Genomic DNA, 13,256 nt, shown 5'->3' on the forward strand with positions numbered 1-13,256 from the left:
GCCTCGCTGTTTCTTAAGCGTCGCCACGCTGACACACACTGACGTAAACGTTGATCCCACCCCATTGCCCGGCAGCGGTTGAAATGCCCGGCACCCTCCCCCATATGAGTTTCCACTAGGGCACTTTCGCCCCCAGCGTGGAGACTTTCCCCTTGACCACCATCGTTTCAGTTCGTCGCCACGGCAAAGTCGTCATGGGCGGCGACGGCCAGGTTTCTCTCGGCAACACCGTGATGAAAGGCAATGCGAAAAAAGTCCGTCGCCTGTACCACGGCCAGGTAATTGCCGGTTTCGCCGGTGCAACCGCCGACGCCTTCACCCTGTTCGAGCGCTTCGAAGGGCAACTGGAAAAACACCAGGGCCACCTGGTTCGTGCAGCCGTCGAGTTGGCCAAAGAATGGCGCACCGACCGCTCCCTCAGCCGGTTGGAAGCCATGCTCGCCGTGGCGAATAAAGACGCCTCGTTGATCATCACCGGCAACGGTGACGTCGTTGAGCCCGAAGACGGCCTGATTGCCATGGGCTCCGGCGGGCCTTACGCCCAGGCCGCTGCCCGCGCGCTGCTGATGCACAGTGAACTCAGTGCCCGCGAAGTGGCCGAAACTGCATTGGGTATCGCCGGCGATATCTGCGTGTTCACCAATCACAATCTGACTATCGAGGAGCTGGACCTCGCTGTCTGAGGCCCGACCATTCCATGCCCATGACGCCCCGCGAAATTGTTCACGAACTGAGCCGTCACATCATCGGCCAGGACGAAGCCAAGCGTGCCGTAGCCATCGCGCTGCGCAACCGCTGGCGCCGCATGCAGCTGCCTGCCGAATTGCGTGCTGAAGTAACGCCGAAGAACATTCTGATGATCGGCCCGACCGGCGTCGGTAAAACCGAAATCGCCCGCCGCCTGGCCAAGCTAGCCAACGCACCATTCCTGAAAGTGGAAGCGACCAAATTCACCGAGGTCGGCTACGTCGGTCGCGATGTGGAATCGATCATCCGTGACCTCGCAGACGCCGCGATCAAAATGCTGCGCGAACAGGAGATGGTCAAAGTCCGTCACCGCGCGGAAGACGCCGCGGAGGAACGCATCCTCGACGCTCTGTTGCCGCCGGCCCGCGTTGGCTTCAATGAAGACCAGACGCCAAGTCACGACTCCAACACTCGCCAACTGTTCCGCAAGCGTCTGCGCGAAGGGCAACTGGACGATAAAGACATCGAGATCGAAGTGGCGGACGCGCCCGGCGGCGTGGAAATCATGGCCCCGCCCGGCATGGAAGAAATGACTAACCAGCTGCAAAGCCTGTTCTCCAATATGGGCAAGGGCAAAAAGAAAGCCCGCAAGCTCAAGGTGAAAGAGGCACTCAAGCTGGTGCGCGACGAAGAAGCGGCGCGCCTGGTCAACGAAGAGGAATTGAAGGCCCAAGCGCTGGAAGCCGTCGAGCAACACGGCATCGTGTTTATCGATGAAATCGACAAAGTGGCCAAGCGCGGCAATGTCGGCGGGGCCGATGTGTCCCGCGAAGGTGTGCAGCGCGACTTGCTGCCGCTGATCGAAGGCTGCACGGTGAACACCAAGCTGGGCATGGTCAAAACCGACCACATCCTGTTTATCGCCTCCGGCGCGTTCCACCTGAGTAAGCCAAGCGATTTGGTGCCCGAGCTGCAAGGCCGCTTGCCGATTCGCGTTGAGTTGAAGGCCCTGACGCCGAATGACTTCGAGCGCATTCTCACCGAGCCGCACGCCTCGCTCACCGAGCAATACCGCGAGCTGTTGCTGACCGAGGGCCTGAGCATCAACTTCGCCCCGGACGGTATCAAGCGTCTGGCCGAAATTGCCTGGCAGGTAAACGAGAAGACCGAAAACATCGGCGCGCGCCGCTTGCACACGTTGCTTGAGCGTTTGCTGGAAGAGGTGTCGTTCAGCGCCGGTGACCTGGCCAGCAGCCAGGACGGCACGGCCATCAGCATCGACGCCGAGTACGTCAACAGCCACCTGGGCGAACTGGCGCAAGACGAAGATTTGTCGCGCTATATTCTTTAACGCGTTCTTCTTTTCGTAGGAGCCAGCTTGCTGGCGAACCCTGAAAACCTCGTTTCCAGGGTTCGCCAGCAAGCTGGCTCCTACGATTCAACATCCTGTTTTCCAAGCGAGCAGCACCATGCGTATTCCCACCGCCATCGAGCTGCACAAAGCCTCAAAAACCCTGACGCTGAAATACGGCGAGCACGAAACCTACACCCTGCCCGCTGAATTTCTGCGGGTGCATTCGCCCTCGGCGGAGGTGCAGGGCCATGGCAAACCGATTCTGCAGGTTGGCAAATTAGGCGTCGGCTTGAGCCGTATCGAACCGGCTGGGCAGTACGCACTAAAGTTGTGCTTCGACGACGGGCATGACAGCGGATTGTTCACCTGGGACTATCTGGAGCAACTGGCGCAACGTCAGGAAGAACTCTGGGCTGATTATCTTCAAGAGCTCGCGCGCGCCGGAAAGTCGCGTGACCCGGCGGTGTCCGTGGTCAAGCTGATGCTCTAATCCGACCCTTCCGACAGGTTAGGGCGAACTTTCTAAACCCCCTCGGCATACTCCCCTACGCGCTTGGCCAAGTGACTGGCCTGCTTGCGCAAACGCTGAAACTCGGGTAACCAATTACCTGGCAGGTTCCGTGCATTTGACTGTGTCAGATGCAATGAATGAAGCGGAGCTAGCTCCGCCCCCGGTAACCCGAGCAGTACTAGGCGCCAACGCCCTGTGTCCGTGCACAGCAGCATGCCGGTATCAGCCTCAGGACAATGGAGCGTCGTTGATGAGCAACAAAAATAATGAAGACCTGCAACGCCAGGCCTCGGACAACACCCTAGGGCTCAATCCTGTCATTGGCCTGCGCGGCAAAGACATTCTCGCTTCTGCCCGCATGATCCTTGCACAGGCTTACAAACAACCGCTGCACAGTGCCAAGCACATCGCCCACCTGGGCATCGAATTGAAAAACGTCCTGCTCGGCAGCTCCGAACTGGACGCCGACGCCGGCGATAAACGTTTCGCCGATCCCGCCTGGAGTCAAAACCCTCTGTACAAGCGCTACCTGCAAAGCTACCTGGCCTGGCGCAAAGAACTGCACAGCTGGGTCGAGCACAGCAACCTGTCAGAGACCGACATCAGCCGGGGCCACTTCGTGATCAATCTGCTCACCGAAGCCATGGCGCCAAGCAACAGCATGGCCAACCCGGCCGCGCTCAAACGCTTCTTCGAAACCGGCGGCAAGAGTTTGCTAGACGGCCTCGGCCACCTGGCCAAAGATTTGGTCAATAACGGCGGCATGCCGAGCCAAGTCAATATGGACGCCTTCGAGGTCGGCAAAAACCTGGCCCTCAGCGAAGGCTCGGTGGTGTTTCGCAACAACCTGCTGGAGCTGATTCAGTACAAGCCCACCACCGAGCAAGTGCACGAACGCCCGTTGCTGGTGGTGCCGCCGCAAATCAACAAATTCTATGTATTCGACCTGTCGCAGGAAAAAAGCCTGGCGCGTTTCTGCCTGCGCAACGGCGTGCAGACGTTCATCGTCAGCTGGCGCAACCCGACCAAGGCGCAGCGTGAATGGGGCCTGTCGACGTACATCGAAGCGCTGAAAGAAGCCATTGAAGTGATCCTTTCGATCACCGGCGCCAAAGACGTCAACATGCTTGGCGCCTGCTCCGGCGGCATCACCACCGCCGCCCTGCTCGGCCACTACCAGGCCATTGGCGAGAAGAAGGTGAATGCCCTGACCCTGCTGGTCAGCGTGCTCGATACCAAACTCGACACCCAGGTGGCGCTGTTCGTTAACGAGCAAACCCTGGAAGCCGCCAAGCGTCGTTCGTATCAGGCCGGCGTTCTGGAAGGCAGCGACATGGCCAAGGTGTTCGCCTGGATGCGCCCCAACGACCTGATCTGGAATTACTGGGTCAACAACTACCTGCTCGGCAATGAACCGCCGGTGTTCGACATTCTGTATTGGAACAACGACACCACGCGCTTGCCGGCCGCCTTCCACGGCGACCTGATCGAGCTGTTCAAAACCAACCCGCTGACCCGCGCCGACGCGCTGGAAGTGTGCGGCACGCCTATCGACCTGAAAAAAGTCACCGCCGACATCTTCAGCCTCGCCGGCACCAACGACCACATCACGCCATGGGAAGCCTGCTACCGCTCGGCGCGGCTGTTCGGCGGCAAGATTGAATTCGTGTTGTCCAACAGCGGCCATATCCAGAGCATTCTCAACCCGCCGGGTAATCCGAAAGCGCGCTTCTCCACCAGCGAAGGCGACCTGCCGGATTGCCCGAAAGCCTGGCAGGAAGACGCCACCAAACACACCGATTCCTGGTGGCTGCACTGGCAAAAATGGCTAGCCGATCGCTCTGGCAAATTGAAAAAGGCACCTGTGGTGCTGGGCAACAAACAGTACACGCCAGGCGAAGCATCGCCCGGCACCTATGTACACGAGCGGTAAGGGCGAGCGGCTGATTGCAATGCGCGCGGCCGAAGCTACTGAGCGGCACCACAAACAGATTGACTGCATACACTGCCCGCGGCACCCGGATGTGCCGCCCACTGCTGGCCTGACACGCCGGTCGTGGACACGAAGCCAGCAAGGACGCCGGTTTCGTTATTCTGGACAGGCGCGCGGGACGGCGCCGCCAGAGCTTCGTAGGGTCACCCATAGGGCTAGCGCATGCCGTTACCATTTGTTTTCCGCACCATCGACCTCGATGGGCAAACCATTCGCACGGCGGTCCGACCAGGTAAGCCGCACCTGACGCCGTTGCTCATTTTCAATGGCATCGGCGCCAACCTCGAATTGGTTTTCCCCTTCGTTGCCGCCCTGGACCCTGACCTCGAAGTCATCGCCTTCGACGTCCCGGGCGTAGGCGGCTCGTCGACGCCCAATCGGCCTTACCGCTTTCCCGGCCTGGCCAAACTGGCGGCGCGCATGCTCGACTACCTGGACATCGGCCAGGTCAACGCCATCGGCGTGTCGTGGGGCGGCGCGCTGGCCCAGCAGTTTGCTCATGACTACCCGGAGCGCTGTAAAAAGCTGGTGCTCGCGGCCACCTCAGCGGGCGCCGTGATGGTGCCGGGCAAACCAAAAGTGCTGTGGCGCATGGCCAGTCCTCGGCGCTACGTACAGCCGTCTTACGGCGTGCAGATCGCCCCGGATATTTACGGCGGAGCGTTCCGTCGCGACCCCAACCTGGCGATGGCCCACGCCAGCAAAGTGCGCTCTTCCGGCAAGCTCGGTTACTACTGGCAATTGTTCGCCGGCATGGGCTGGACCAGCGTGCACTGGCTGCACAAAATTACCCAACCCACCCTGGTACTTGCAGGCGATGACGACCCGTTGATCCCCCTGATCAACATGCGTCTGCTAGCCTGGAGAATTCCGAATTCGGAACTGCATGTGATCGACGACGGCCACCTCTTCCTCATTACGCGGGCAGAAGCGGTTGCGCCAATCATCATGAAATTCTTACAAGAGGAACGCCAACGTGCGGTGATGCACCCACAGCCGACACCTTCGCCGGCTCGCGATCACTGACCCAACAACAAGCAGCCCAGCGGTGCGCACCGATTCAGTTCGAGCAGTGCGCGCCTGACCCAATAGGGCGCTGGGCGCCCCACCTGCTGTTCTTTGCGCGGTTGTCTGGAATGCACCTCCGGCGCGCCTTGGTACAAGCCTTGCTCTGTACCAATTGACGTTGAGTCCCTTGCTGGTTTGACGACGGAGTGTTGCCCCATGCGAGACAAATCTGTGACCACCCCGGTGACGACTGCACCGGCCAATGCAATGAATGCGCAGAACGCTGTCATGGGTTTGCGCGGCCGCGACCTGCTCAGCACCATGCGCACCGTGGCACTTCAAGGCCTGCGCCGGCCGGTGTACAGCGCCAAGCACGCCCTGGCGCTGGGCGGGCAGCTAGGCCGCGTGCTCATCGGCGATACGCTGCACAAACCCAACCCCAACGACGTGCGCTTTGCCGACCCCACTTGGCACCTCAACCCCTTCTACCGCCGCAGCTTGCAGGCCTATCTCGCCTGGCAGCAGCAACTGAACCGCTGGATCGAAGAAAGCGACCTGCCTGACGACGACCGCACCCGCGCGAGATTCATTGCCACCTTGCTCGGCGATGCCCTGTCGCCGTCCAACAGCGTGCTCAACCCGCTGGCCATTAAAGAACTGCTCAACAGCGGCGGCACCAGCCTGTTCAAGGGCGTGCGCCACCTCTATGACGACCTGCTGCACAACAGCGGCCTGCCCCGGCAGGTAAACAAAACCGCCTTTGAAGTCGGCCGCAACCTGGCGACCACGCCGGGAAGCGTGGTGTTTCGCAACGAGATGCTGGAGCTGATCCAGTACAAACCGATGAGCGAAAAACAGTTCGCCAAACCGCTGGTGATCGTGCCGCCGCAAATCAACAAGTTCTATATTTTCGACCTCAGCCCGGAGAAGAGCTTCGTCCAGTACTGCCTGAAGAACGGCCTGCAAGTGTTCATGGTGAGCTGGCGCAACCCCGATGCACGTCACCGCGAATGGGGCTTGTCGAGTTACGTACAAGCGCTGGAAGCCGCGACCGACGTGGCCCGCGCGATCACCGGCAGCAAAGACGTCAATCTGATCGGCGCCTGCGCAGGCGGCCTGACCATCGCTGCCATGCAAGGTCATTTGTTGGCGAAACGGCAACTGCGCCGCGTCAGCAGCGCCAGTTATTTGGTGAGTCTGCTCGACAGCCAGATCGAGAGTCCGGCCATGTTGTTCGCCGACGAGAAAACCCTCGAAGCCGCCAAACGCCGGTCTTACCAGAACGGTGTGCTGGATGGTCGCGACATGGCGCGCGTGTTCGCCTGGATGCGCCCCAACGACCTGATCTGGAATTACTGGGTCAACAACTACCTGCTCGGCAAACAGCCGCCGGCCTTCGACATTCTCTACTGGAACAACGACAACACGCGTCTGCCAGCAGCGTTTCATGGCGACTTGTTGGACTTCTTCAAACACAACCCACTGACCCGCCCTGGCGCCATGGAAGTGTGCGGCACGCCTATCGATCTGCAAAAAGTGAACGTCGACAGTTTTAGCGTGGCGGGCATCAACGACCACATTACGCCGTGGGATGCGGTGTACCGCTCCACCCTCCTAATGGGCGGCGACCGGCGTTTTATTTTGTCCAACAGCGGCCACATCCAAAGCATCCTTAATCCGCCGGGCAATCCGAAAGCCAACTTCTTCGAGAACGCCAAGCTCACCTCCGACCCGCGCGCCTGGTATTACGACGCCAAGCAGCACACGGGCAGTTGGTGGCCCGTGTGGATGGAATGGATTCAAGCGCGCTCCGGTGAACAGCGCGAAACGCTACTGGCCATCGGCAACCAAAACTACCCGCCGATGCAAGCCGCGCCCGGCACCTACGTGCACGAGGTGTAAAGCGCAACAACACTGGCCAGGCGGCGTCTGGCCAGTTAACGTCGGCCAATGGATCGTCTGACATAAGAAGAATGGATGAAAACCCGCGACCGAATCCTCGAATGTGCCTTGGTGTTATTCAACCAGCAGGGCGAACCCAACGTCTCCACCCTGGAAATTGCTAACGAGCTGGAAATAAGCCCAGGCAATCTCTATTACCACTTCCACGGCAAAGAGCCGCTGGTGATGGAGCTGTTCGAACGCTTCGAAACCGACATGGCGCCGCTGCTCGACCCACCGGCCGGTGCGCGCTTGAACGTGGAGGATTACTGGCTGTTCCTGCACCTGATCGTCGAGCGCCTGGCGCACTATCGTTTCCTGTTCCAAGACCTTTCCAATCTGGCCGGCCGCTTGCCAAAACTGGCACGCGGTATTCGCCTGTGGCTCAACTCGCTGAAGCGCACCCTGGCGGCATTGCTGGCGGGTTTGAAAGCGGACGGGCATGTCACCAGCAACACCCAGGCGCTGGGATTGTTGGTGGAACAAATCACCCTGACGCTGCTGTTCTCCCTCGACTACCAACGCATTCTGGGCAACGTCGGCGAGCTTCGGTTGGTGGTGTTTCAGGTGATGATGCTGGTGACGCCGCATTTGCGCGAAGACTCGCGCGGCACGGCTGAACTCTTGGCGCAGCGCTACCTGCAAGCGTGACCATGAGCTGCGGTCCCGTTTAATTTGAGTTGCCCATAAAAAAACCCGGCCATCTGGCCGGGTTTTTCAATTACCGCACATCCACTCAGGACGACGTGCTTGGCGTCGTCGGTGCAGCTGGCGTTGCAGCCGGCGTGGTTGCAGCGGTAGCTGCTGGCGCTGGCGTTGGTGCGGGTGTCGCCGGTTTGGCAGCAGCGGCCGCCGGCTTCGGTGCAGCAGGCTTGGCAGCAGCCGGCTTCGGTGCAGGTTTTACCGCAGGCTTGGCAGCCGGCTTAGCGGCAGCGGGTTTCGCGGCTGGCTTGGCGGCTGGTTTTGCAGCGGGCTTGGCTGCGGCTTTCGCGGCTGGTTTAGCAGCCGGTTTGGCAGCGGCTTTAACAGCCGGCTTGGCGGCCGGTTTCGCGGCAGGCTTGGCGGCAGCTTTGGCGGCTGGTTTAGCAGCCGGTTTAGCAGCGGCTTTAACCAAAGGCTTGGCCGCTGGTTTTGCGGCAGCTTTGGCAGCCGGTTTAGCGGCGGCTTTTGCTGCTGGTTTGGCTGCAGGTTTGGCCGCCGCTTTTGCTGCGGGCTTGGCTGCAGGTTTAGCAGCGGCCTTGGCAGCCGGTTTAGCGGCGGGTTTGGCAGCGGCTTTCGGTGCTGGTTTAGCGGCCACTGTTTTGGCAGAAATGCCAGTCAGTTTTTCCAGCTGCTTGGTCAATACATCAACTTTGCTGTTCAGGTCTTTCACTTCATTGCGGCTCGGAACGCCGAGACGCGAAATGGCACTGTTCAGACGTTTGTCGAAGGCTTCTTCCAACTCGCCCCATTTACCAATCGCCAGGCCGCGAACTTCCTCGACCTTGGATTTTGCCGACTTGGCAGATGTTTTAGCGGACGTTTTCACGGCGCCAACTTGCTTCTCGACTTCGGTCTTGGCCAACTTTTCGGCTTTCTCGCCATCGGTTACCAGCGTGTCGAACAGCTTGGTGCCGTCCTTGCTGATTTTCGAATAGGCGCCCAACCCAGCCAGCCAGATTTGGCGCGAGTATTTTTCAACTTCGCCAACCCACGAGCTGCTTTGTTTTTCGACTTTCTTTTTAGCAACCATCCCGCTCTCCTTATTGAGTCTTAGCGACACGTGCAACCAACGCATTCAGCACGTCCAGCTTAGCAGAGAGCGCATCAACATCCTGGCGCGAAGGGATACCGACACGATTTAACGCGCTGGCGACCCGACGATCGAAAAGTTTTTCGATTTTGTCGAACTGCACTTCAACTTTGCTTTTAACGCTGGAGACATTGCTGCTGACTGATTGTTTAACCGAGTCGAGCTGGCTATTCGCCGCTTCGACCTGCGTTGTGACCAGTTTTTTGCCTTGTCGTTCGATGCCTTCGCCTTCGCTAACCAGGCCTTTGATATAGCCCGCACCTTCTTTGCCAACCTTGGCGTAGGCACCCAAACCGGCCAGCCAGATTTGGCGGCTGTAATGTTTAACATCGGTCAGCAGGGACGCTTGGATTTCGTCTTTTTTTACGACGACTTTTTTAGCTGCAACTTTGGCCATGGTGCACCTCACAAAGAGAAGGAAAAAACCGCCTGCTCTTTGCAGGCCTGCACCGAAATTAGCCGGGAAAATTAGAATTCACATACTAGGTATGCACGGGCTCAACTAAGGGACTCGTCCAAGCCTTTTTCAATTTCGCGTTTTATCGTGCCGCTCATGGCCGATAACAGCAGGCCCAACTTGAGCTCGACGCGCACGTTGTCTTCGCCCACTTCAATGGTGCCGTCAGCGCCACTGAGTTTGAATTCCAACACGTCGCCCTTCCACTGATAACGCACCGAATACTCTTCGGCCAGGCGCTCGGCCAGCGCCTCGGCTTTGGCGCGCGCGCCTTGCGTGCCAAGAGTGTGTGAACGTTCGACGGTAATGCGGGCCATAGTTGATAACTCATGCGACCAAAAGTCGCGCGACTATAACGCGAGCGCCACGCCAAGGGCAGTCGCCCCGTAACCGCCACCGCACGCCTTGCCAAGACAAAGCCGGTGACCGCGATTAGAATGGCCGGCACTTTCTTCCGGTGACCGCATATGAACGATCCGCGCAAAGGCAGTGATGCCGAACCGACTACCCACTTCGGCTACCAAAGCGTGCCGGAAAGCCAAAAGGCCGACAAAGTCGCCGAGGTTTTCCACTCTGTAGCCGCCAAATATGACTTGATGAACGACCTCATGTCCGGGGGCGTTCACCGTCTCTGGAAGCGCTTCACCATCGAGCTTTCCGGCGTGCGCACGGGCAATCGGGTGTTGGATATCGCCGGCGGCACGGGCGATCTGACCCGTCAGTTTTCCCGCTTGGTCGGCCCCACCGGTGAAGTGGTCCTGGCCGACATCAACGCCTCGATGCTCAAAGTGGGCCGCGACAAACTGCTCGACAGCGGCGTGGCCAACAATGTGCAGTTCGTACAGGCCGACGCGGAAAAGCTGCCCTTCCCGGACAACCACTTCGACTGCGTAACCATCGCCTTTGGCTTGCGCAACGTCACCCATAAAGATGAAGCGATCCGCTCCATGCTGCGCGTGCTCAAGCCAGGCGGCCGCTTGCTGATTCTGGAATTCTCCAAGCCCACCAGCAACCTGCTGTCCAAGGCCTACGACGCCTACTCGTTCAGCCTGCTGCCGCTGATGGGCAAGCTGATCACCAACGATTCGGAAAGCTACCGCTACCTGGCCGAATCGATCCGCATGCACCCGGACCAAGAAACCCTGAAAGCCATGATGATCGAGGCCGGTTTCGAGCGCGCCACGTACCACAACATGACCGGCGGCATCGTCGCCTTGCACCGCGGTATCAAACCCTGATGTTGACCCAGGCGCTTCTGGCTGCGGCCGAGACCGGCATCAACCGCGTGCTGCGCCTCGACGCGACCGCCTTGCCGCGTCTCGCGCACCTCGCCGGCAAAGTGATTGCCGTGGAATGCAGCTCGCCGGCCGTGAAGGCATTCGTGCTGGCCGACGGTGCCGGTCTGCGTCTGGCTTCCCAGTGGGAAGGCGACATCGCGTGCCGCCTGCGCGCGCCGGCCAGTAGCTTGGTGCGTTTGGGCGTCAGCAAAGACAAAACCGCTGTGTTGCACAGCCCCGAGGTCGAGCTGGATGGCGACAGCGCCGTACTGCTCGACTTGGCCGGCGTGCTGCAAGACCTCGAACTGGACTGGGAATACGAAATTGGCCGCTGGCTCGGGCCGATAGGCAGCCAGTTGCTCAGCAGTCATTTGAAAAGCCGCGCGCGCTGGACCAGTCAGAACCTCGACAGCCTGCGCCAGAACGTGGCGGATTATCTCAGCGAAGAGTCGCGCACCCTGGTGGGCGAGAACGAAGCACAAGCGCGTTTTGCCGAGCTGGATGATCTCAAGCTTGCCCTTGATCGGCTCGACGCCCGCGTCGAGCGCCTGGCCCTGACCCTCAACTCCAAACCTAGCGAACCCGAATGAAGCTGCTTGCCGTCCGCCGTTTGTTGCGCATCCAGCGCGTGGTCATTCGCTACCGTCTCGATGATCTGATTCTTGAGCTGCCGCTGCCATGGTGGCTGCGCAGCGTCAGCTACTTTCTGCCGTGGCGCTGGCTGCCGCGTCGCAAGCTGGCGCTGAGCCGCGGCGAACGCGTACGCCTGGCGCTTCAGGATCTGGGGCCGATCTTTATTAAATTCGGCCAGCTCCTGTCTACGCGCCGCGACCTGCTGCCGCTGGACATGGCCGACGAGCTGGCGTTCCTACAAGACCAGGTTCCGCCGTTCGACCCGGCGCATTCAGTGGCGCTGATTGAAGCGCAACTGGGTGCCAAGGTCGGCGACGTGTTCGCCCGTTTCGACACCCAGCCACTGGCTTCCGCGTCGGTGGCGCAGGTGCACGCCGCGCAACTGCGCAGTGGTGAAGAAGTGGTGGTGAAAGTGGTTCGCCCCGGTTTGAAACCCGTTATCCGCGCCGACATCGCCTGGCTGTTTTTGCTGGCCAAACTGGCCGAGCGCGTGTCTGGCGAAGCGCGCCGTCTGCACCCGGTTGAAGTGGTCAGCGACTACGAGAAAACCATCTACGACGAACTTGACCTGCTGCGCGAGGCGGCCAACGCCAGCCAGCTGCGCCGCAACTTCGAAGGTTCGCCGCTGCTGTACGTGCCGCAGGTGTATTGGGACTGGTGCCGCCCGCAAGTGCTGGTGATGGAGCGCATCTACGGCGTGCAGGTCACCGACCTCGCTACCCTCGCCGACCAGCGCACCGACCTGAAAGTGCTCGCCGAGCGCGGCGTCGAAATCTTCTTCACCCAGGTGTTTCGCGACAGCTTCTTCCACGCCGACATGCACCCCGGCAATATCTTCGTCAGCACCCGCACGCCGTGGAGCCCGCAGTACATCGCTATCGACTGCGGCATCATCGGCAGCCTGACCCCGGAAGATCAGGACTACCTGGCACGCAACCTCGTGGCCTTTTTCAAGCGGGACTACCGCAAGGTCGCCCAGTTGCACATCGACTCCGGTTGGGTGCCTGCAGAAACCAAAGTGAACGACTTCGAAGCGGCGATTCGCACGGTGTGCGAACCGATTTTCGAGCGACCGCTGAAAGACATTTCTTTCGGGCTGCTGCTGATGCGCCTGTTCCAGACCGCGCGGCGCTTCAACATGGAAATTCAGCCGCAACTGGTGCTGCTGCAAAAAACCTTGCTGAACATTGAAGGCTTGGGTCGCCAGCTGTATCCGGACCTGGACCTGTGGGCCACCGCACAGCCGTACCTGGAACGCTGGATGCGTGAACGCGTCAGCCCGAAAAACCTGCTGCAGAACCTGCAATCGCAAGTCGAACAAGTGCCGCACTTGGCGCACATGACCCGCGAGTTGCTCGAACGCATGGCGCAGCCGCATCTGTATAACCCGCCCCTGCAACAGCAACCGGGCGGCGGCGATAAATGGACGCTGCGCTTGCTGGGCACCGCGCTGTTGGGTGGCGGCATTACCCTGGCGTTGGCAGCCGCGAGCCTGACGGCAGCGACCACTTGGCCGGCATGGCTGATGGCGGCGAGCGGGCTGTACCTGATTTTGCGCCGATAGCCAGTAGCGGCCTCAACTGGCAAACTCGCCCGACGATGT

General features: G+C 60.1%; 13 protein-coding genes. 10 read left to right on the top strand and 3 right to left on the bottom strand.

Going from position 1 to position 13,256, the window contains the following annotated elements:
• Positions 1–152 precede the first annotated feature (152 nt).
• From hslV to AC0IW7_RS02260, 7 genes are all read left to right on the top strand, one after another.
• A complete protein-coding gene (hslV, locus tag AC0IW7_RS02230; RefSeq protein ID WP_122494527.1) occupies positions 153–683 on the top strand; it encodes an ATP-dependent protease subunit HslV in 531 nt (176 codons plus the stop codon).
• A 14-nt stretch (positions 684–697) separates the two neighbouring features.
• Positions 698–2,038, top strand: a complete 1,341-nt coding sequence (hslU, locus tag AC0IW7_RS02235; protein WP_471815539.1) for an ATP-dependent protease ATPase subunit HslU — start codon at positions 698–700, stop codon at positions 2,036–2,038.
• A 118-nt stretch (positions 2,039–2,156) separates the two neighbouring features.
• Positions 2,157–2,531, top strand: a complete 375-nt coding sequence (locus AC0IW7_RS02240) for a gamma-butyrobetaine hydroxylase family protein (RefSeq protein WP_463550531.1) — start codon at positions 2,157–2,159, stop codon at positions 2,529–2,531.
• 271 nt (positions 2,532–2,802) lie between these two features.
• A complete protein-coding gene (phaC, locus tag AC0IW7_RS02245; RefSeq protein ID WP_122494533.1) occupies positions 2,803–4,485 on the top strand; it encodes a class II poly(R)-hydroxyalkanoic acid synthase in 1,683 nt (560 codons plus the stop codon).
• A gap of 222 nt (positions 4,486–4,707) precedes the next feature.
• Entirely contained in the window at positions 4,708–5,571 is an 864-nt protein-coding gene (gene phaZ / locus AC0IW7_RS02250; protein ID WP_122494535.1) for a poly(3-hydroxyalkanoate) depolymerase, read from the top strand.
• 198 nt (positions 5,572–5,769) lie between these two features.
• Positions 5,770–7,455: a class II poly(R)-hydroxyalkanoic acid synthase gene (gene phaC, locus AC0IW7_RS02255; protein WP_471815540.1), complete on the top strand. Its 1,686-nt coding sequence runs from the start codon at positions 5,770–5,772 to the stop codon at positions 7,453–7,455.
• Between the two features lie 75 nt (positions 7,456–7,530).
• Entirely contained in the window at positions 7,531–8,145 is a 615-nt protein-coding gene (locus AC0IW7_RS02260) for a TetR/AcrR family transcriptional regulator (RefSeq protein WP_463550533.1), read from the top strand.
• A gap of 85 nt (positions 8,146–8,230) precedes the next feature.
• Here the strand turns inward: AC0IW7_RS02260 and AC0IW7_RS02265 are convergent, their stop codons facing one another.
• From AC0IW7_RS02265 to AC0IW7_RS02275, 3 genes are all read right to left on the bottom strand, one after another.
• Positions 8,231–9,226, bottom strand: a complete 996-nt coding sequence (locus tag AC0IW7_RS02265) for a phasin family protein (protein ID WP_471815541.1) — start codon at positions 9,224–9,226, stop codon at positions 8,231–8,233.
• Between the two features lie 10 nt (positions 9,227–9,236).
• The gene (locus AC0IW7_RS02270) at positions 9,237–9,683 is read right to left on the bottom strand and encodes a phasin family protein (protein WP_122494543.1); all 447 of its coding nucleotides are present in this window, start codon (positions 9,681–9,683) and stop codon (positions 9,237–9,239) included.
• Positions 9,684–9,784: 101 nt separating this feature from the next.
• Entirely contained in the window at positions 9,785–10,060 is a 276-nt protein-coding gene (locus tag AC0IW7_RS02275) for a polyhydroxyalkanoic acid system family protein (RefSeq protein ID WP_471815542.1), read from the bottom strand.
• 150 nt (positions 10,061–10,210) lie between these two features.
• On the opposite strand from AC0IW7_RS02275, the gene ubiE reads away from it, so the two are divergent.
• From ubiE to ubiB, 3 genes are read left to right on the top strand one after another with little or no spacing between them, the layout of a single operon-like run.
• A complete protein-coding gene (gene ubiE / locus AC0IW7_RS02280) occupies positions 10,211–10,981 on the top strand; it encodes a bifunctional demethylmenaquinone methyltransferase/2-methoxy-6-polyprenyl-1,4-benzoquinol methylase UbiE (protein WP_122494547.1) in 771 nt (256 codons plus the stop codon).
• The gene (locus tag AC0IW7_RS02285; RefSeq protein ID WP_122494549.1) at positions 10,981–11,610 is read left to right on the top strand and encodes an SCP2 sterol-binding domain-containing protein; all 630 of its coding nucleotides are present in this window, start codon (positions 10,981–10,983) and stop codon (positions 11,608–11,610) included. Before ubiE ends, AC0IW7_RS02285 begins: the two co-directional genes overlap by 1 nt.
• Positions 11,607–13,217, top strand: a complete 1,611-nt coding sequence (ubiB, locus tag AC0IW7_RS02290; protein ID WP_471815543.1) for a ubiquinone biosynthesis regulatory protein kinase UbiB — start codon at positions 11,607–11,609, stop codon at positions 13,215–13,217. The genes AC0IW7_RS02285 and ubiB overlap by 4 nt, the downstream gene beginning before the upstream one ends.
• Positions 13,218–13,256: the final 39 nt, after the last annotated feature.

This window comes from Pseudomonas sp. AC229 (assembly GCF_979254655.1).